19 protein-coding genes and 1 pseudogene are annotated in these 19106 nt (G+C 77.6%); 12 read left to right on the top strand and 8 right to left on the bottom strand.

Going from position 1 to position 19106, the window contains the following annotated elements; genetic code table 11:
- A partial coding sequence (locus ACZ7C5_RS23570; protein WP_470323398.1) for a winged helix-turn-helix transcriptional regulator occupies positions 1-363 on the bottom strand: 363 nt, incomplete at its 3' end.
- 163 nt (positions 364-526) lie between these two features.
- On the opposite strand from ACZ7C5_RS23570, the gene ACZ7C5_RS23565 reads away from it, so the two are divergent.
- The 3 genes and pseudogenes from ACZ7C5_RS23565 to ACZ7C5_RS23555 all read left to right on the top strand — a co-directional run.
- Positions 527-1066 carry a GNAT family N-acetyltransferase gene (locus ACZ7C5_RS23565; protein ID WP_470323397.1) on the top strand — a complete coding sequence of 180 codons (540 nt, stop codon included), beginning with the start codon at positions 527-529 and terminating at the stop codon, positions 1064-1066.
- A gap of 760 nt (positions 1067-1826) precedes the next feature.
- Positions 1827-2486 carry an NADPH-dependent F420 reductase gene (locus tag ACZ7C5_RS23560; RefSeq protein WP_470323396.1) on the top strand — a complete coding sequence of 220 codons (660 nt, stop codon included), beginning with the start codon at positions 1827-1829 and terminating at the stop codon, positions 2484-2486.
- A gap of 15 nt (positions 2487-2501) precedes the next feature.
- Positions 2502-3065, top strand: a pseudogene (locus ACZ7C5_RS23555) (NADPH-dependent F420 reductase); the annotation flags it as partial.
- Between the two features lie 41 nt (positions 3066-3106).
- Here ACZ7C5_RS23555 and ACZ7C5_RS23550 read toward each other — a convergent pair.
- From ACZ7C5_RS23550 to ACZ7C5_RS23540, 3 genes are all read right to left on the bottom strand, one after another.
- Positions 3107-3592: a GNAT family N-acetyltransferase gene (locus ACZ7C5_RS23550; RefSeq protein WP_470323395.1), complete on the bottom strand. Its 486-nt coding sequence runs from the start codon at positions 3590-3592 to the stop codon at positions 3107-3109.
- Between the two features lie 127 nt (positions 3593-3719).
- Complete coding sequence (locus ACZ7C5_RS23545) at positions 3720-4382, bottom strand: response regulator (protein WP_470323394.1); 663 nt, start codon at positions 4380-4382, stop codon at positions 3720-3722.
- Entirely contained in the window at positions 4379-5653 is a 1275-nt protein-coding gene (locus tag ACZ7C5_RS23540) for a sensor histidine kinase (RefSeq protein WP_401090415.1), read from the bottom strand. Before ACZ7C5_RS23540 ends, ACZ7C5_RS23545 begins: the two co-directional genes overlap by 4 nt.
- A gap of 316 nt (positions 5654-5969) precedes the next feature.
- Between ACZ7C5_RS23540 and ACZ7C5_RS23535 the strand changes: the two genes are divergently transcribed.
- Complete coding sequence (locus ACZ7C5_RS23535; protein ID WP_470323409.1) at positions 5970-7553, top strand: alpha/beta hydrolase family protein; 1584 nt, start codon at positions 5970-5972, stop codon at positions 7551-7553.
- A gap of 118 nt (positions 7554-7671) precedes the next feature.
- Here the strand turns inward: ACZ7C5_RS23535 and ACZ7C5_RS23530 are convergent, their stop codons facing one another.
- From ACZ7C5_RS23530 to ACZ7C5_RS23520, 3 genes are all read right to left on the bottom strand, one after another.
- On the bottom strand, positions 7672-8634 hold the full coding sequence (locus ACZ7C5_RS23530; protein ID WP_470323393.1) for a phosphotransferase family protein: 963 nt from the start codon (positions 8632-8634) through the stop codon (positions 7672-7674).
- A 470-nt stretch (positions 8635-9104) separates the two neighbouring features.
- Positions 9105-9467, bottom strand: coding sequence for an ArsR/SmtB family transcription factor (locus tag ACZ7C5_RS23525; protein ID WP_470323392.1), 363 nt, complete (start codon positions 9465-9467; stop codon positions 9105-9107).
- Positions 9468-9551: 84 nt separating this feature from the next.
- Positions 9552-10484, bottom strand: coding sequence for an AfsR/SARP family transcriptional regulator (locus tag ACZ7C5_RS23520; RefSeq protein ID WP_470323391.1), 933 nt, complete (start codon positions 10482-10484; stop codon positions 9552-9554).
- On the opposite strand from ACZ7C5_RS23520, the gene ACZ7C5_RS23515 reads away from it, so the two are divergent.
- From ACZ7C5_RS23515 to ACZ7C5_RS23495, 5 genes are all read left to right on the top strand, one after another.
- The gene (locus tag ACZ7C5_RS23515) at positions 10431-10859 is read left to right on the top strand and encodes a hypothetical protein (RefSeq protein WP_470323390.1); all 429 of its coding nucleotides are present in this window, start codon (positions 10431-10433) and stop codon (positions 10857-10859) included. The genes ACZ7C5_RS23520 and ACZ7C5_RS23515 overlap by 54 nt on opposite strands.
- A 156-nt stretch (positions 10860-11015) precedes the next feature.
- A complete protein-coding gene (locus tag ACZ7C5_RS23510; RefSeq protein ID WP_401090423.1) occupies positions 11016-11273 on the top strand; it encodes a hypothetical protein in 258 nt (85 codons plus the stop codon).
- 35 nt (positions 11274-11308) lie between these two features.
- Entirely contained in the window at positions 11309-11650 is a 342-nt protein-coding gene (locus ACZ7C5_RS23505) for a PIN domain-containing protein (protein ID WP_401090711.1), read from the top strand.
- Positions 11651-11667: 17 nt separating this feature from the next.
- The gene (locus tag ACZ7C5_RS23500) at positions 11668-12075 is read left to right on the top strand and encodes an MBL fold metallo-hydrolase (RefSeq protein WP_470323389.1); all 408 of its coding nucleotides are present in this window, start codon (positions 11668-11670) and stop codon (positions 12073-12075) included.
- A 418-nt stretch (positions 12076-12493) separates the two neighbouring features.
- Positions 12494-14068: an alpha/beta hydrolase gene (locus ACZ7C5_RS23495; protein ID WP_470323388.1), complete on the top strand. Its 1575-nt coding sequence runs from the start codon at positions 12494-12496 to the stop codon at positions 14066-14068.
- Between the two features lie 156 nt (positions 14069-14224).
- Here ACZ7C5_RS23495 and ACZ7C5_RS23490 read toward each other — a convergent pair whose 3' ends face one another.
- A complete protein-coding gene (locus ACZ7C5_RS23490; RefSeq protein ID WP_470323387.1) occupies positions 14225-15535 on the bottom strand; it encodes a hypothetical protein in 1311 nt (436 codons plus the stop codon).
- Positions 15536-15869: 334 nt separating this feature from the next.
- Here ACZ7C5_RS23490 and ACZ7C5_RS23485 point away from each other — a divergent pair, with 334 nt between their 5' ends.
- The 3 genes from ACZ7C5_RS23485 (at position 15870) to ACZ7C5_RS23475 (ending at position 19081) form a co-directional block, all read left to right on the top strand.
- On the top strand, positions 15870-16745 hold the full coding sequence (locus ACZ7C5_RS23485; protein WP_470323386.1) for a TIGR04222 domain-containing membrane protein: 876 nt from the start codon (positions 15870-15872) through the stop codon (positions 16743-16745).
- A gap of 96 nt (positions 16746-16841) precedes the next feature.
- Positions 16842-18026, top strand: a complete 1185-nt coding sequence (wecB, locus tag ACZ7C5_RS23480) for a non-hydrolyzing UDP-N-acetylglucosamine 2-epimerase (RefSeq protein ID WP_401090433.1) — start codon at positions 16842-16844, stop codon at positions 18024-18026.
- A complete protein-coding gene (locus ACZ7C5_RS23475; protein ID WP_401090434.1) occupies positions 18023-19081 on the top strand; it encodes a hypothetical protein in 1059 nt (352 codons plus the stop codon). The genes wecB and ACZ7C5_RS23475 overlap by 4 nt, the downstream gene beginning before the upstream one ends.
- The last annotated feature ends 25 nt before the right edge of the window (positions 19082-19106 follow it).

Genomic DNA, 19106 nt, shown 5'->3' with positions numbered 1-19106 from the left:
GGGGTGGGTCAGGTGGTGGGGCTGGTCTGGGTGGTGGTGGCGGCGTTGCCGTGGGTGGCGGCCCAGGTGCCGAGGGTGGCGAGGGGGGGTGAGCAGGGTGCGGCCGAGTGGGGTGAGGGTGTAGTCGACGTGCGGGGGAGTGCCGGGGCGGGGCAGGCGTTGGACCAGGCCTGCTGCGCGTAGGCGGTGGAGGGACTGGTTCATGGCTTTGGGGCTGATGCCGCCGATGTGTTTCACCAGCCGGTGCGGGCGTACCGGGCCCCGGCGCAGGGCCCACAGGATGACGGGGTCCCAGGTGTGGGCGAGTAGGTCGAAGGCGAGACGGGCGGGGCAGTCGGCGAGGAGGCCCTGATGGTCGGTCATGGACCGGATGCTGCCCGGTCCGGGTACCCGTTGTCGCGCCGGGGGCCGGTGGAGGCCGTTCGGTGGCAGGGGAGTTGAGGGACCACGGCCAGGGGCAGGCCGTTCCGGGGCGGAGCCGGACGCCTCCCGTTCGCCTGGTGCGGGTGCCTGTTGGCGTGTCCGGATGGAACATCTGGGACTCGCAACCTGGCCGCCCGAGCCGATCAGGACCGACAGGCTCGTGCTCCGTCAGCCCGAGGCCCGGGACCGTGCGGCGTTCATCGAACTGCTCGCCTCGCCGCAGGTGCACACCTGCCTCGGCGGCCCCCGGCCCCGTGACGAGCTCGAACGTGGGATGCCCGGGGTGCCCGAGCGGTGGCCGGGGAGCTTCGCCGTCGATCTGGACGGGGCGGTGATCGGCCAGGTCCTGCTCCGGCGGGCGACCGGGCACAGCCGCCCGGCCGCCGCGGGGAAGGCCGGCCTCGGCTACCTGTTCCTGCCGTCGGCGTGGGGGCACGGGTACGCCGCCGAGGCGTGCGCGGCGGCACTGGGCTGGCTCGCCGGCGCGCTTCCCGGCGAACCGGTGGTGCTCACCACCCAGAGCGCCAACGCCGGCTCGATGCGTCTCGCGGCGAAGCTGGGGTTCACCGAGGTGGAGCGGTTCGAGGCCTGGGGCGCCGAACAGTGGCTCGGCATCAGGCCCCCGGTCACGCCGGCCGGCTGAGCCCGCGACGCGACCACCGGGACGGACCCGCCCGTCCGTGCCCGTCCCCGCGCGAACGGCCCGCGGCCGTGACGTGCCCGCCCGCGGGCGGGGCGCCATCCCGGGCCAGGGCCCGGGCCGGGCGCCATCCCGGGCCTGGGCCGGGGCCGGGCGCGGTCCGGTCGGGTTCGCGGGCGGTTCGCGGGGCAGCCCGTCGGGGACGGGCAGGGCGAGGAGCACGGCTCCGGGTCCACCGGGCAGTCCTGTGGCGACATCGCCCGCTCACACCGCCGGCAGGCCAGGTGGGCTCGCGCGCCGGCCGCGTCGAGACGCCTCGCCGCCTGCGCCGCGTCCTCGGACCGGGTCCGGTCCACGGCCGTCACCGGGACGGCTCCGGGCAGTTGCCCGCTGTGCCGGGCGTTCGGCCCGGTCACCGACCTGAGTGCCGGGACGAGGTCGTGTCCCGCGCCTGCGGCGCAGGCCGGTGTCACGTCGGACTCCGGGTCTTCCGCGGTCCCCCCGCCGGGCGCGGTCGGATTCCCGGGCGGGCGGGCGGTCGGGTCGCTCGCCGGGCGCGGTCGGATCATGCTGTCCGGGTCCGCTCCCGGGCGGCAACTCCGTTTGTCCGCAGGGGGCCTGCGTCGAAGCGGGCGGCTGCGGGCGGGGCGGGCGGCGGGGAAGGTGCTGGTGGCGGGTGGGGTACCGGGTGGTGCCTGAGGGGGCGTCTACTGTCGTGCCGTCGGGGTGTGAAGACGTGGCGGTGGCAGGGGAGTTGACGGGTGTGAGGGTCGGGATCGTGGGCAGTGGGGCGATGGCGCGGGCGCTGGGGGGTGCCTGGGCGGGGGCCGGGCACGAGGTGCTGGTGGGCGGGCGGGAGCGGGAGCGGGCGGCTGCGGCGGCCCGGGACGCGGGGGTGCGCTGCGGCACGGTGGGGGAGGCGGTGGAGCACGGTGACGGCGCGGTGCTGCTGGCCGTCCCGTGGCGGGCCGGGCCTGTGGTGGTGGCGGAGTACGCCGGGGTGCTGGCGGGTCGTACCGTGGTGGACTGCTCGAACCCGGTGGCGGCCGGGTTCGCCCTGGCGACCGGGTACGGGCCGTCGGTGGCCGAGCGGGTCGCGGCCGCCGCGCCCGGGGTGCGGGTGGTCAAGGCGTTCAACCTCTGCCACGCGGGTGTGTGGGACCTGCGCCCGCCGGTCTTCGGTGGGCGGGCGTTGGCGGTGCCGTTGTGCGGGGACGACCCGGGCGCGCTGGCGGCCGTCGCCGCGCTGGTGCGCGGTGCGGGTGGTGAGCCGGTGTCCGCGGGGCCGCTGGCCCGGGCGCATCTGCTGGAGGCGGCGGCGGCGCTGCTGATCGGTCTGTGGGTGGGCGAGGGCGTGGACGCCCAGGCCGTGGCCCCGCCGCTCGCCCATGCCGGGCCGCTGGGCCGCCCTGCCGCCCCGTAAGGCCGGGAGCGGGAGCGGGCGGCTGCGGCGGCCCGGGACGCGGGGGTGCGCTGCGGCACGGTGGGGGAGGCGGTGGAGCACGGTGACGGCGCGGTGCTGCTGGCCGTCCCGTGGCGGGCCGGGCCTGTGGTGGTGGCGGAGTACGCCGGGGTGCTGGCGGGTCGTACCGTGGTGGACTGCTCGAACCCGGTGGCGGCCGGGTTCGCCCTGGCGACCGGGTACGGGCCGTCGGTGGCCGAGCGGGTCGCGGCCGCCGCGCCCGGGGTGCGGGTGGTCAAGGCGTTCAACCTCTGCCACGCGGGTGTGTGGGACGTGCGCCCGCCGGTCTTCGGTGGGCGGGCGTTGGCGGTGCCGTTGTGCGGGGACGATCCGGGCGCGCTGGCGGCCGTCGCCGCGCTGGTGCGCGGTGCGGGTGGTGAGCCGGTGTCCGCGGGGCCGCTGGCCCGGGCGCATCTGCTGGAGGCGGCGGCGGCGTTGCTGATCGGTCTGTGGGTGGGCGAGGGCGCGGACGCCCAGGCCATCGCCCCGCCGCTCGCCCATGCCGGACCGCTGGGCCGCCCCGCTGTCGCTAGGCCGTAAGCCGGGCCGGGTGGTGGGGCGGGTGGCGGGGTGTGGTGGTCTCAGTCTGCCGGGTGAGTGGGGCCGGTAGCGGGTGCGGGGCGTTGCGGCGGGCGGAGGTGGAACAGTTCGGGGTCTGCCTCGTCCAGGCCGTGGAGGATTCCGGCGGCCTGCCAGCCGGCGCGGTGGAGCAGGCGCTGCATGGGCTGGTTGGAGACGTTCGTCGAGGTGAACGGTTTCGGTGTGGTGCAGGCCGCTTCGAGGGCGTGGAGCAGGCGGGCCCCGATGCCCCGTCCGCGTTCGCCGGGGGCGACCGTCAGTGGGGTCACGAAGCCCTGCCCGAAGAAGGTGTGCTCCAGGACGCCGTACCCCAGGGGCCCGGGGGCGTCCTCGGCGAGGACGGCGCTGCCTTGTTCGCACCAGCGCCGTACGGCCGCGCGCCGGGCCGGGTCGCCCGCCGCCGCGACGGTGTCGATGCCGGTCGGTGCGTTCCGGTCCGCGGGGCCGGCGGGGCGGACCAGGAGCGTAGGGGGGGTCGGGGTGTCCATGGGGGCATCGTCGTAAACCCGGGGACATCCCGCCCCGGCGGCCGTGCCCGGCCCCGCCCTGCTCCGCCCGCGGCGGCGTCCGGGGGGCGGGGTGTCCGGTGGCGGTGTCCGGTGCCCGGTGGTGGTGTCAGGCCGGGCGGACGAGGCGGTTCTCGTAGGCGAAGATCACGGCGTGGATCCGGTCGCGGAGTCCGAGTTTGTGCAGGACGCGTCCCAGGTGGGATTTGACGGTCGCTTCGGCGAGGTGCAGGGCGGCGGCGATCTCGGTGTTGGACAGGCCGCGGCCGACCTGGACGAGCACTTCGTGTTCGCGGGGGGTGAGCCGGCGCAGCCGTTCGTCGCGGGCGGCGTGGGCGGGGCCGGGCAGGTGGGGGCGGAAGTTCTCCAGCAGGAGGCGGGTGATCCGGGGGGAGAGGACCGCGTCGCCGGCGGCCACGTCGCGGATGGCGGTGAGCAGTTCCTCGGGCCTGGTGTTCTTCAGCAGGAAGCCCGAGGCGCCGGCGTCGAGTGCGGTGAAGGCGTACGCGTCGAGGTCGAAGGTGGTGAGGATCAGCACGCTGGTGCGGGGGCAGGCCCGGACGACCTGGCGGGTCGCCTCGATGCCGTCGGTCCCGGGCATCCGGACGTCCATCAGGACGACGTCGGGCCGCAGTTCGCGGGCCAGGTGGACGGCCTGGGCGCCGTCGGCGGCCTCGCCGACCGGTGCCATGTCGGGTTGGGCTTCCAGGACGGTGGCGAAGGCCATGCGCAGCAGTGCTTCGTCGTCGGCGATCAGGATGCGGATCGTCATGCGGACACCTGGGTGTTGCTGTCGAGGTCGAGGCGGGTGTGGACGTGCCAGCCGCCGCCGGGCAGCGGGCCGGCCCGCAGGGTGCCTCCGTAGGCGGCCGCGCGTTCGCGCATGCCGGGGATGCCGTGGCCGCCCGGTGTGGTGCCGGCGGGTGGCGGGGTGGGGCCGTCGTCGGTGACGTCCACGGTGACGGTCCGGTCCGAGCAGCGGACCAGGACCGTCGCGCGGGTGCCGGGGGGCGTGTGGGTGAGGGCGTTGGTCAGGGCTTCCTGGACCAGGCGGTAGACGGTGAGCTGGGCGGTGGCGGGCATGGGGGCGTGGGCGCCGTGGACGTCGAGGCTGGTGGTCAGTCCGGCGGCGCCCATCTGGTCGGCGAGGGCGGGCAGTTGGGCGATGCCGGGCAGTGGGTGGCGCTGCGCGTCCGGTTCGTCGGTGCGCAGCACGCCCAGGGAGCGCCGCATGTCGGTCAGGGCCTGCCGGCCGGTCTCGGCGATCTGGCGCATCGCGCCGGTCGCCCTGTCGGGTGAGCGGTGCTGCGCGTAGAGGGCGGCGTCGGTGAGCGCGACCATGACGGACAGGTTGTGGGTGACGATGTCGTGCATCTCGCGGGTGATGCGGGCCCGTTCCTCGGTGGCGGCCAGTCGTGCCTGCTGTTCCTGGTGCTGTTCCAGGCGTGCGGCCCGTTCCTCGACGGCGGCGAGGTAGGCGCGTGTGGTGCGGACGTTCACGCCCAGGACGGCGGCGGCCACGGCCGTCGCGGTGACCGCGGCGAGGGGGGTCGCGAACGCGCCGTCGGCGGTCCAGCGCAGGCAGGCCAGTACGGCGCCCGTCTCGACGACGGCCGCGGCCATCAGGGTGTGGAGCCGGCCGGTGGTCGCGGCGACTGTGTAGAGCGCGACCAGCAGGGCGATGTCGGCGGGCAGTTGGATGTTGGCCAGCCACTGGAGGAGGGCCGCGCCGGCCACGGCGGCGAACACGGCGCGCGGGGCCCGGCGCCGCCATGGCAGGGGCAGGGTGAGGGCGGCGGTGAGGGCGAGGGCGGCGGGCAGTTCCCGCGGCTCGCGGGTGGTGGCGATGTTGACCAGGAGCAGTGCCGACAGCAGGGCGTCCCCCAGTGCGGGCGGCAGCCGCCGGCCGCGGCGGCGCAGGGTGTTCAGTGCGCGCGCCGGGCCGGGGCGGCGGGTGGAGTGCGGGGCCGTCGGGTCCCGTGGTGCCCGGTCCCGGTGGTGCGGGGGGTGGGCGGTGCCGGTGTGCGCGGCCGCCTCGGTCATCACGCGTTCCCGTCGGTTCGGTGTCAAGGCGGTCCCGGCCGGGAGCGCCGCCGGGTGCGGCCGGGGCCGGGCCGGGTGCGGGGCCGGCGCGGCCCGGCGCGTGCCGCGGCCCTGTCACCGTAGGGCCGCGGCATACGGCGGCGCATGAGCCCGCCGTCTGATCGCGGGGGGCCGGGGTACGACCGCAGGAGGAGCCGCGTTACCTCCCGTGGTCGCAGGGCGGCCGCCGGTCCGGGGTGTCCGGGTGCGCCTCCGGTCGTACGGCGCGTGGTCCGGGGCTGCGATCGCGGTGGCGGGCGGCGGCGACCGGGGATTGATGTGGCGGCGGGTGGCGCGCGCCGAGGATGGCCGGGTGACCGAGATCATGACGGGACCGCAGATGTCCCCCCTGGAAATCCTCGCCCTGCTGGGCGCTGTCGCGCTGGTGGCGGCGCGCTGGCTTCCCGCCGCCGCCCGTCCGCCCGTCACGGTCGCGGCGGGATCGGCCGTCGTGCTGTGCGCGGCGGTGCTGGGCGTGGCGGGGCTGCGCTGGCAGATGCTGCCGGTCCTGGCGGGTGCCGCCCTCGCGTTGCCGTTCGCGTTCTCCCCGCTGGTGCGGCGCCGGCGCGGAGCGCGGCCGGCCGGGCGGGCCCGCTGGTGGGTGGCGCTGCCGGGATCGGCGGTGTGCCTGGCCCTGACCGCGGCCGGTCCCGGGGCCGCGTGGGCCTTCCCCGTCCCGGTGTTCCCCGGGCCGACGGGCCGTTTCGCGGTGGGTAGCCGGGTGGTGCAGTGGACCGACGTGGACCGTCCGGAGGCCGCTGCCGTGGACGCGGGTGATCGGCGCGTGGTCGTCGTCCAGCTTTGGTACCCGGCCGAGGACGGCCCGGTGGGCGCGCCGCGGGCCCGGTATCTGGGCCGTACGGAGCAGGAGGCGCGTACCGTCTCGGGTGCCCTCGCCCGCTACGCGGGCCTGCCCGGTTTCCTGGTCGACGGTGTCCCGCGCGCCCGCAGCCACGCGCTGCCCGGCGCGGTGCCGGCCGGTGGGGGCGCGCGGTTCCCGGTCGTGTTGTTCTCGCCGGGGCTGGGCGGGGTGCGCACCCAGAACACCGCCTGGGCCGAGGAGTTGGCCTCTCACGGCTACGTGGTCGCGGCCCTCGACCATCCGTACGACTCCGCCGTGGTGGTCCTCGCGGACGGCCGTACGATCGGTACCGGGCTCGCCGCCACCGGTGACGACGCCGAGGACGAGCGGCGGGCCGTCGAGACGACGCGGATCCGGGCCGCGGACCTCGGCTTCGTCCTGACCCGGCTGGAGCGGCTGGACCGGGGCGAGGGCGGCGACCCGCTGGCCGGACGCCTGGACACCGCCGGGGCGGCGGTGGCCGGTCACTCCCTGGGCGGTGCCGCGGCTTTGCAGGCCGCCCGTCAGGACGGTCGGTTCACCGCGGTCATCGACCTGGACGGCTACCCCCGCGACCCCGACCCGGCGCCGTTGCGCCGGCCGGTGCTGGCCCTCACCCAGGCCGTCGGCCCGGCCACCGACCCGCGTTACCTCCCCCGTCTCGCCGAGGTCCTCGGCCGCGCCACCGCCACCGGTTACCGGCTCACCATTCCGGGCGCGGCCCACCTCACCTTCACCGACGCGCCCCTGTACCTGCCGCCGGTGCCCTCGATGGTCGGCTCGCTGGGCCGCACCCGCGGCCCGCGCGTCGTCGCCGCGGCCACGCTCGCCTTCCTGGACGCCACCGTGCGCCGCCGGCCCGGGGACCTTGCCGCCGCCCTGTCGGCTTACGGTGACCTCACCGTCCACCACCCGGTCGCCGCCCTGTCGGCTTACGGTGACCTCACCGTTCACCGCCCGGTCGCCGCCCTGTCGGCTTACGGTGACCTCACCGTTCACCGCTCGGGCGCCGGCGGCTGACCGGCCCGGCCGCCGGGGGCGTCCGGGCCGGTGCTTGCGGCCCGGGCGTCCCCGGTGGCGGGTGTGTCCGGCGGGCGGGTGTGTCCGGCGGGCGGGCGTGGCCCCGGGGGGCGGGCGGTCAGGTGTAGCGCTCGAAGAGGGCGTGCAGGTAGTTTTCCAGGCGCCCGGTCAGTACCGCCGGTGTCGGGTCGTCTCGGCCCAGCTCGCGCCGGGGCACGGCGACCTTCTCGGCGTCCGGGGCGAAGGCGAGGGCGTCCAGCAGCCGCCAGTACAGGTGGGCGCGGCCGGTGGCGAGTTCGCCGCCCGCGGCCGTGTAGTGGTCGGCGAACGCCAGGCCGGCCCCGGGCCCGTGCAGCAGGGCCAGGGCGGTCGAGCAGTGGGCGACGTCCAGGTCGGGCGGGCCCCAGGACGTCTCCGCCCAGTCGACGACGCCGCCGATCGCCGGGTCCCCGTGCTGCCCGGTGAACAGCACGTTGCCGGGGTGGAAGTCCCGGTGCAGGAAACACCCCCGGTGCGGGGGCTCCGGGCCGGCGATCACCTCCACCGCCCGCGCCCACAGCCCGGCGCGCGCCGTGCCGTCGGGCACCCGGACCCGCCGCGGGGACGTCCATGCCTGCCAGGTCCGCGGCCGGTGGGCCTCGTCCACCCGCAGGGCGTGCACGGTGGCCAGCTGCCCGGCCGGCAGTGTCGCGCGCCGCTCCCGGCCGTCCTCGGCCAGCCGAACCCGGCCGGGCAGGTGCGTCATCATCAGCGACGGGTGCTCGCACACCGCCCCCTCGGCGTCCACGGCGCGCAGCCGGGCCGCCGGGACGGCGGTGTCCTCCAGCAGGCGCAGCACGCCGGCCTCGCGGGCCAGCAGGCCCGGCGCGTGGCGGCGGTAGAACGGTGTGACGAGGGAGCGCAGCACCAGCGTGTACGGGGCCCGGCCGGCGGGGCCCTCGATGTCCAGGCGGCGCATCCGCGAGGTCCAGCCGCCCTGGAGCGCGCTCACCCGGGCGATCCGCTCACCGGGCGCGAGCCGCTCGTGCACCCACCGGCCGGTCGCGTCCCACCCCTGGCCCAGACCCTCACTGTCGATCACGGGCGGCAAGCCTACGCCCCGCCCTGGGCGCGGACCGCTGACGGGCGCTCAACTCCCGTGCGACCGCGCCCCGGCGACCCGGCGTCCACTGCTCCGGCGGGCAGCGGGGTCCGGCAGGCGCCCTGCCCCGGGGCCGGCCGGAGCCCGTCCGCACAACGGCGCCGCCGCCCCCGCCCGCCGCCCCGGGGCCCGCCCGCGTCCCCGTCACGTCCGGCCGTGCCCCGTCATGCCGTGTCGCGTCCCCGTCACCCCCGGCCGTGCCCCGTCATGCCGTGCCGCCTCCCCTCCGCTCCCGCCCGCGTCCCCGCCGCTCCCGCCCGCCGCCCCGGGGCCCGCCCGCCTCCCCGTCACGTCCGGCCGCGCCCCTCCGCTCCCGCCCGCGTCCCCGCCGCTCCCGCCCGCGTCCCCGTCATGCCGTGTCGCGTCCCCGTCACGTCCGGCCGTGCCCCGTCATGCCGTGCCGCGTCCCGTCACGTCCGCGGCAGGGACCGGCCCTGGCCGGCCTCCGCGTCGGCGGCGGCGACCACCGCCGCCAGCAGTCCGGGGAAACGCCCTTCCAGCTCCTCGCTGCGCAGCGCGTTCATCTTGGTGGTGCCCACGTAGTACTGGCGCAGCAGCCCCGCCTCGCGCAGGACGCTGAAGTGGTGGCTGGAGGTCGAACGCCCCACCGGAAGGTCGAAGGAGCCGCAGCTGAGGTCCGCTCCCGAGTGTGCGAGTGTGCGCACCACCGACCTGCGGGCCGGATCAGCGAGTGCCTCCAGCACCTGCTGGACGCTCACGTCCTCCACACCAGGGTGCACGATCACCCGCGCCGCCACGCGTGCCCGTCCCACACCCACCACCCCTTCCCGACAACTGGACCCCCGTCCGATGCTCAAAGACCGCGCCGTGCGCGCGACTTCACGTACACGACGCTACTATGCCCGACCTGCCCGCCACGCCCGCCGCAAGGCCCGCGCAGCCCGCCCCGGGCGCGGGAGCAGGGGGCGCGGCGCCCGGTAGGGGTGGGGGCGCGCGGCGGCTGGCACGTGCGCGGCGCCGGCGTCGCGGCAGGCCACGGGGCCGGGGGCGGGCCCGGCGGGGGACCCGCGACCCGCGCCGGGGGGCCGGCCGGGGCGGTGCGGTACGGGCCGCACGGGTACGGGGCGCCCGCCGGGACAGGGGGCGCGGGCACGGGCGTGGCGCGCCCCGCCGGGCGGGGGCGCCGGCGGGGCGGGGAGCGGCCGGGGCCGTTGTCCTCGGGCCGGCGGCCCGTCGGGGCACGCGGGGTCAGGCGGCCCGCACCGGCGTGGCGGCGGGACGGGCGAGACGGGCCGGCGCCAGGGGTTCGAAGATGCCCGTCGGCACCGGATCCACCGCCCGCACCGCCGCCGCCGCCCGCACCGCCGCCGCCCGCACCGGCGCCGGCGCCGCGGGAACGGGCGTGCGCAGCGGCGTGAGGTGGGCTGCTGGGTCTCGGCGGCCGGGTCGATGCCCAGCTCCTCCGCCGGCACCCGCCGCGGCTGCTGGTAACAGCGCAGCGCCTCCGCCCGGTTGCCGGGAGCGGCCAGCGCCTCCATCCGGCAGCGGTGGGCGCTCTCCCGGAACGGCGCGCGGCGCACCGCCTCGTCCGCCCAGTGCAGCGCGTGGTGCTCCTCACCCAGGGCGCAGGCCCCCAGGCTCGCCGTCTCCAGGGCGCTGATCCGCAGTTCCTCGACGTGCTCGCGCACCCCCTGTGCCCACGCGCCCTCGTGGCCGGGCAGGAACGCCCCGCGCGGGTTCGCCAGCGCGCCCGCGGCCGGCTGCCGGGCGACCGCGTGAGCGCCGCCGGCCAGTGCTCCGACGACCTCGCCGGCGGCGGCCGCCTCCACCGGGGCCCCCTCGCCCTCTACCCGCCCGGCACCTTCCACGCCGCCCGCACCCTGCTCACCCCCGTGCCCGCCCTCGAATCCCGCGAACTGGCCACCTGGCCCGCCCGCTACAGCGCGCTCGCCGCGCGCGTACGGGTACCGGTGCGCCTGACCCCGGCCGACCACGAGCACTGGTGGCGCCTGGACGACGCCTCCCGCGCCGCCCTGACCGCCGCCTTCCCCCCGGGCCTGGCCCGCCTCGCCACCGCCCGCCGCGCCGGCCACAACCTCTCCCTGGGCCACGCCGCCCGCCCCTACCACCTGCGCGCCCTCGCCTTCACCGACGACCGCCTCACCCGCCCCGCCCCCACGGCCCCCGCCCCGGCCGCCGTCTGACCCGGGCACGGCCCAGCCGACCACCTGGCGAGGGGTGGTGGGAAGGCCCCGCCGCCCCCCCGGGCACGGGGGACGGCGGGGCCCGCCCGCCGGCCGCCGAAACCGTGACGGATACGGGTGCGTACCCGTATCCTGAGGGCAACGGAAGGAGCCGAGATGGCCGACGCGAACATCCGCATCCCCGCCGAGGCGCGAGACCGCCTGGCCGAGATCGCCGCAGGCGAGCACCTGTCCCTGCGGGCCTACCTCTCCCGCCTGGCCCAGGACCTGCTCACCCCGGCCGAACGGGCCGAACGGGCCGAAACGGCCCGCGGTGTGCTGGAGGAGTGGAACGGCTACGACCCGGACGCCACCCGCACCGCCGGCCTGGACGCCGAACTCGACCGCCGCCTGTCCGAGGCGGCCGGCCGGTGAACAACGCCGTACACGTCGTCCTGGACGACACCGCCATGCTCGCCGCGGGCCGCGGCAACCTGCTGGTCTCCCGCCTCATCCACCGCGCCCACGCCGAGCCGGGCTGGTACCTCTACGCCCCGGCCTGTGCCCTGGTGGAGGCGGACCGCGAACGCCCGGGCACAGCCGAGCACCTGGCCGCCCTGCCGGCCCTCACCGTGCTCGACCTGGACCTCGCCGCCACCCTCGCGCTGGCCGCCGACACCACGTGGGCCCAGGCCCACGTCCGCCACGCCGCGGCCCCCACACCCGAACGCCCCGACGGGGCGTTCGTCGCCACCGCGGACCCCGCCCGCTGGAAGGGAGAGCCGGTGCGCGTCCTGGACCTCGGCTCCTGAGCGCCGCCGCCAAGGGGGTGCGGCAGGGCGGGTGGGCACGCTCACCCGCACCCCCCGGGGCCGTCGCCGAGCTCACCCCCGTCGAAGGCCAACTGGAGCTGTTCGACGCCGACTTCACCCTCGCGCCGGGCATCGACGCGCTCCACCTGCCCGGCCACACCCCCGGCACGACCGTGTACGTGCTCTCCTCCGGAGGGCGCCGCGCGCTGCTGCTGGGCGACGTGGTCCACTCGGTGGTCCAGTTCGGCGAACGTGACTGGCAGGTGGTCTGGGACATCGACCCGGCGCCGGCCTGCGCGGTGCGCAACCGCATCGCCGACGAGGCCGCCGGCACCGACGACCTGCTGGTCGCCGCGCACTTCCCCGGCATGCGCTTCGGCCGCGTCCTCACCGACGGCGGCGAGCGGCGCTTCGCCGCCGTCTGACGGCCCCGCGATCCGGGCCGGTCCGCATCCGGGCCGGCCCGGGTGCGCCGTCCTCACCCCCGGCGCCCGGCGCGCTCCGCCGCCCACCCGAGCAGCAGCCCCGCCGCGCCGAGCACGGCGGCGATCCCCAGCGGCGCGGTGAACCCGAACGCGGCCCCCGCCCCCCGCCCGGCCCCCGGCCCGTGCTGCTCCGGCCGTACACCGACGACCCGCCCTGATGCAGCTGACGTACCGCCAGTTCGTGCCACAGGGCGACGAACCGTCCCCGGCCGCGCTGAAAGGCTCGACCCGCCCGGGGCCGACCCGCCCCGACGCCCGACCCGCCCGGGGCCGACCCGCCCGGGGCCGACCCGCCCCGACGCCCGACCCGCCCGGGGCCGACCCGCCCGGGGCCGACCCGCCGCCGTCTGGAGAGCGCATGACCGCCCCCCGTATCGCCCCCCGTACCGTCCCCCGTACCGCCCTACGACGGGCCTCGGCCCTCGCCCTCGCCCTCACCGCCTGCCTCGCCGCCGCACCCGCCGCCACCGCCGCACCCGCCACCGCCTCCGGCGGGCTCGACCGCTACCACCACCAGCGCCTCGACTGGCACCGCTGCGCCCAGGGCCCCGACGACGCGGACGGCCGCGCCCTGGACGCCGCGGGCGCGCGCTGCGCGGACGTGCGCGTGCCGCTCGACCACACCGACCCCGCCGGCCGGAGCATCACCGTCGCGATATCGCGCCTGAAGGCCACCGACACCCGCCACCGGATCGGTTCCCTGCTGATCAACCCCGGAGGGCCGGGCAACAGCGGTCTCGCCACGGGCCTGCTGGTACGCCCCGCGATGGGGGAGAGCGGCGCCCGCTACGACCTGATCGGCCTGGACCCGCGCTTCACGGGCCGCAGCACCCCGCTGGACTGCGGCCTCTCCCACGGCCCGGGCCTGCCCTCGGCCGGCCCCACCCGGGCCGGCTTCGAACGCCGGAAGGCCGAGGCCGAGGCCACCGCGGACGCCTGCCGCGCCACCAGTGCGGCACTCCTGCCGCACGTCACCACCCGCAACACCGCCCGCGACATCGACGTCGTGCGCGCAGCCCTCGGCGAACGCCGGATCTCCTACCTCGGCTACTCCTACGGCACCTACCTGGGCACGGTCTACACCCAGCTGTTCCCCGGCCGCCAGGACCGCGTGGTCCTCGACAGCGCCCTGGACCCCCGCCGCTACAACCCGCGCCTGATGCGCGGCACCGAGGACGCCAACGAGCGCGCCCTGGACGGCTGGGCCGACTGGACGGCCGCCCGCCACGACACCTACGCGCTGGGCCGCACCCGCGCCCGGGTCCTCACCACCGTCGGGGACGTCCTCGCCGCCGCCGCCCGCACCCCGCTCACCCTGGGCACCGGCCCCGACACCTTCCGCCTGGACGACAGCCAGGTCCCCGCCCTGGTCTTCACCGCACTCGGCAGCGACACCGACGGGGCGCACGCCGCGCTGGCCGAGCAGGTGTCCCTGCTCGCCCGGGCCGCCGAAGGCCGCCCCACCGCGCTGCCGCCCGCCGTCGCCGCCCTCCTGCGCACCGGCTTCACCCCGGCCGGCTCGCCCGGCGCCAGCGCGCAGACCGCGATCCTGTGCGGCGACGCCCCCGCCCCGCGCGACCCCGAGCAGTACTGGCGCGACATCGAAGCCGCCCGCGCCGCCCACCCCCTGTTCGGCCCGATGACCGAGAACATCACCCCCTGCGCCTTCTGGGACCGCCCCCGCGAGGAGCCCACCGAGGTCCGCCGCGACGTCCCGGCCCTGATCGTCGCCGCCACCGGCGACCCCCGCACCCCCTACACCGGCGCCGCCGCCCTGCACGCCCTGCTGCCGAGCTCCCGGCTGCTCACCCTGGCGGGCGCGGCCCAGCACGCCGACTACGCGGTGTACGGCAACGCGTGCGTCGACACCACCGTCAACGCCTACCTGGCCACCGGCCGGCTGCCCGCCCGCGACCTCACCTGCGCCACGTAGCCCGCGCGCACCGGACCGCCGCGGGCCGCCGCCCTGCCCGCCGGCGGCGGCCCGGTACGGCTACGGCCCGGTGCGGACGGGTGCGGCCCGGTACGGCTACGGCCCGGTGCGGACGGGTGCGGTCCGGTGCGGTCCGGTGCGGACGGGTGCGAGCGGTCAGGGCCGCCAGACGGCGGCCACGTGGTACGGGTAGAGGTCGCCCGCACCCCGGGGCAGCCACAGGCCGACGACCAGGCCGCTGTTGTTCACCAGGCGGGCGCTGTTGGTGGCACCGGTCGGGTCGAGGTTCTCGGCGGCGGCGCCGCCGCGGGCCCAGATCCGGCCCGACTGGTACTGCCGGGAGGGGATGCCGTCCCAGGCGTAGCCGACCGCGGTGCCGGAGTCGTTGATGTCCGTGGCGGTCGTCCGGCCGCCCGGCGGGGCCGGGTCGAGCGCGGTCAGGACGCCCTGCGGGCTCCACCGCGCGGCGTGGTTGCGCGGGACCTGCGGGTCCGGCTGGTAGTCGCCCACGGCCTCACCCGAGCTGTTGAGCGCATCGGGGTAGGTGGACGGGCCCAGGTCGTGCAGGACGCCGCCGGCCGAGCGCAGCAGGCCGTGCCGCAGGCTCCCCAGGCCCGGTTCCGGCAGGTCGGCCCAGCCGACCACCGCGCCGGCGTCGTTGATCCTGCGCGCCCAGCTGCGGACGGCGCCCGGGTCGGTGACGAACGCGGCCGCGGTGCCGTCGGGGCTCCAGAGGACGGCGTGCGGCTCCCCGGCGCCGCCCGTGGCGCAGACGCCGACCGCGAAGCCGGCGCTGTTGACGTCGAAGGCCTCGCTGCGGGTGTCGCCGGGCAGCGGGGCCAGGGCGACGGCGGTGCCGTCCGGGTGCCAGGCGACGGCGTGGTCCTCGCCGCCGTGGGAGGAGACGCCGGCCACGATCCCGCTCGCGCTGATCGCGACGGGCCTGCTGTAGGTGTCGCCGGGCAGCGGCGCCAGGGCGGTGGGCGTGCCGCCGGCGGACCAGCGCACGGCCGTCGCCTCCGTCCGGCTCCGGGGTGCGGGCCAGGAGGTGCCGATGACGGTCCCGGCGTCGTTCACCCCCAGGGCCTGCGCGTTGTCCTCGCCGGGCAGCGGGGGCAGGACGGCGGGCGAGCGGTCCGCGTTCCAGCGGATCGCGCTCGACGTGCCGCCCTGCCCGGACGCCCAGGCGTAGCCGACGACGACGCCGGCGTTGTTGAGCCCGGTCGGATCGCTGTACGGCTTGTCGGGCAGGCCGGTCGACAGCACCGTCATGGGCAGCGTGGCCCCCGCCCCCGCCCCCGCCCCGGCTGCGGGCACGGCGGGCACGGCGGGCACGGCGGGGGTGGCGGATGGTGTGGCGGCGGCGGGGGCTGCCAGCAGCGCCCCGGCGGTGAGCGCGGCGGCGACGGCGGCGGCGGCCGTTCGGCGGCGGCCGGTACGGACGGTGCGGACGGTACGGACGGTCATGACACGGGCTTCCTTCCCTGATCGGCGACATGGCGGCCCGCCGCGGCGCCGGCCGTACCGGTGGAGCAGCCGAACGCGCCGGGCGGGACCGGTGGTGCGGTGGTACAGGCGGGCCGGGTGCTGCCGCCGCCGGGTGCGCGAACGCCCCCGGCGGCGGGCTGTCATGGCCGCGACTCTAGCTTCCGGCTCTGCCGCGCGCGGGTGAACCGGACACTCCGGTCGTCCGCGGCGCGGGCGAACTCCCGCTGCCCGTAACGGATTTGTTGCTTGTCCAGGCGGCCCGGCATCCCCACACTGGGCTGACGCGGCACAGGTCGCGGGGGAGGGGGCCGTCATGGGGGTACTGCTGGTCCTCCTGCTGGGGACGGCCGCGGGCCTGGCCTGGGCCCGGCACCGCTGCCGCGCCCTGCTGGCGGACCTGCACCGGGCCGAACGGCTCGCGGAGCAACGGGACTTCGACCTCGACCTCACCGAACTCGCCTGCCTGGCCGGGACCCTGGCGGACCTGACGTTCGCGCGGATGCACGAGCGCGGCCTGCTGGCCGCCTCCCGCTCGGGCGAGGTCACCGCCACCACCGGCCGGCCCACCGGGGACGGCTTCGAGACGGCGGTCCTCGACCTGCTCGCACTCCTGCCCACCCGCACCCGCGACCTCGGGGACCTGGCCGCGGAGTTCGACCGCTCCCCGGAGGCGAGGGCACTGCGCGGGCGGCTGGCGGCCCAGGGACTCGTCGACGACGAGAAACTGCTGCGCCGGGTACGGGAGTTCGCGGTGTGGATGCCGCTGGTGGCCGCCGCGGTGGCCGTGACGGGCGTGGTCGCGACGGTGTGGGCGTTCCTGTGGGGCGAGCACTGGGGCATCGCGCCGCCGGCCTTCGCCGCCCTGACCGCGGCCGCCCTGGTGATCAACCGCAAGGCGCGGCCCGCCGTGCGCCGCACCACCGCCCCCGGCGCCCGGGTGCTGGCCGCCGCCCGCGCGGACGACCGCCCCGGGTACGGGATCGAGGCCGTGGCCACCGGCGGGCTGAGCGCCCTGCCGGCCCTCCACGACCTGCGGATCTGCCGGGAGGCCTCCCACGCCCGCAAGACCGCCCGCACCGCCGCCCGCTCCCGCACCGGCTCCGGCTCGGGCAGCGACGGCGTCGGCCTGGGCGGCGCCTGCGGCGGATCGGGCTGCGGCGGCTGCGGGGGCTGCGGCGGCGGACTCTAGGACGCCAGACCCGGCACGGCCGCCCCACCGAACAAAACTGACGAAACATCAGCCGTCAGGTTCGCGCCGCCACACCCCGGGGAAGAGAACACCACCGTGACCTCCGACCCGCCCCACCCACACCCCCCGAACGGGCCCGTCGTGCTGCTCGCCGGGACCAGACCCGAGGCACTCAAACTGATCCCCCTGCTGCGGGCGCTGCCACGACTCGGCCTGGAGACGGCCCTCCTCGACAGCGGCCAGCACCCCGGCATGGTGGCCGCCGCGCTCGCACCCTTCGGCCTCGCCCCCACCGAAGTCCTCGCCCCCTCCCGCGGCTCCGGCTCACTGGCCGCCACCGTACGAGGCCTGCGCGAAGCCGCCCACGAGGCGATCCGCCGCCTGGCACCCCGACTGCTGGTCGTCCACGGCGACACCTCCACCACCTACGCCGGGGCCCTCGCCGCACACGCCGCCGCCGTGCCGCTCACCCACGTCGAGGCGGGGCTGCGCACCGCCCACCCGCTACGCCCCTTCCCGGAGGAACTGTTCCGCCGCCGCGTCGCCGCCCTGGCCGACCTGCACTTCGCCCCCACCGCCGAGGCCACCGCCAACCTCCGCCGGGAAGGCATCACCGGCACGAGCGTCGAGACCGTCGGCAACACCATCATCGACGTCCTGCGCGAGACACTCGCCCGCCCCGCCCCCCACGCCCTGCGCGAACTCCTGCCACCCCGCGCCCCCCTGGTCGTGGTGACCATCCACCGCCGCGAGAACGTCGGGCGACGCCTCGACCCGCTCTGCCACGCCGTCCTCGAACTCCTGCGCTCCCGCACGGACCTGCACGTCCTGTGCCCCCAGCACCCCAACCCCGCCGTCCGGGCGCGCCTGCAACGCCGGTTCGCCGGCCACCCGCGCATCACCCTCACCGACTCACTGCCCTACCCGGTGTTCGTCCACGCGCTGGCCCGCGCCGCCCTGGTGGTCACCGACTCGGGCGGCATCCAGGAGGAGGCACCGTACCTGGGCGTCCCCGTCCTCGTGGCCCGCGAGAACACCGAACGCCCCGAAGCCCTCGGCACCGGCACCACCCGGCTGGTCCCGGCCCACCCGCAGGCGGTCCTCGACGCCGCACACGAACTGCTCGCCGCCCCGAGACCCCGCCCCCAGGCATTCGACCGCACCGCCCCCTTCGGGGACGGCCGCGCCGGAGAACGGATCGCCCGGCGGCTCGCCCACGTCATCCGCGGCCGGCCCAGGACCCCCGGCCCCCGCCAACCCGCCCGGGAGGCCACCCCATGACCGACGCCGCCGGCGCCCTGCGCGAATGGCTCCTCGACGGACCCGCCCAGCAACGCCACGGCCGCGAACACGGAGCGGTCGCCGGCGCACTCGCACCCGACGGCCGCGCCGCCTACGTCTACGGCGAGATCACCGGCTACTACCTGCACTGGCTCGCCTCCCCCCACCTGCCGCCCGACCCGCGCCGCCGACCCGCGGCCCACGCCGCCGCCGCATGGGTCGAACGCCGCTACACCACCGGCCCGCTGCCACCGACCCGCATCCACCTCCACGACGACGCCACCCGGGACTGGCGCAACGACGCCCAGTTCTTCTTCGACCTCGCCATGCTCGTCGGCGGCCTCACCGCGGCCACCCGCGCCGCACTGCTGGACCCACCCGAACGAACCCTGCACGCCCTGCTGACCGCCCTCGCCGGCTTCGTCGACCACGACGGAACACTGCGCCCGCTGCGCACCGAGCCCGGAGCGGCCCCGCCCCCACCCCGCTGGTCCACCCGCGGCGGACCCTTCCTCACCAAGGCCGCCGCCCGCGTCCTCGACGCCGCGGCCCTCGTCCCGCTGCCACCACCCCTCGCCCTGGCCTGCGCCCGCCACCTGACCCGCCACCGCCCCGACCCCGCCCGGGCCTTCGACCACCCGCTGCACCCCACCCTGTACTTCCTGGAGGGCCACCTCGCCTCACCCGGCGCCGACCGGGCCGCGGCCACCGCCGTCCTGACACGGCTCCTCGCCCGAAGCGACCAGGCCGGCACCCTGCCCGAATCACTCGACACGGCCACCGTCCGCCGCAGCGACGTCATGGCCCAGGCCCTGCGCCTCGGCCTGCTCCTGCACCCCCACGAACCCGGCCTCGACCGGACGGCCGCCGCACTCGCCGCCAGGGTCCGCGCCGACGGCGCCATCCCCTTCGACCCGGCCGCCCGGCCACGGCAACTCAACGTCTGGAGCGCCATGTTCGCCGAACAGGCACTCTCCTGGCACCAGGCGCACTCCCGGCACCGGGCCCGCAGCACCGAACCGCCGCCGCACGCCACGCCGGGCGACCTCGTCTGACCCCTCCCAGCAGGAAGCGACACCG

The sequence above is a fragment of the Kitasatospora sp. NPDC036993 genome, from assembly GCF_055607525.1.
Note: the sequence above shows the minus strand (reverse complement) of the source record. Positions and strands in the feature narration are given on the sequence as shown.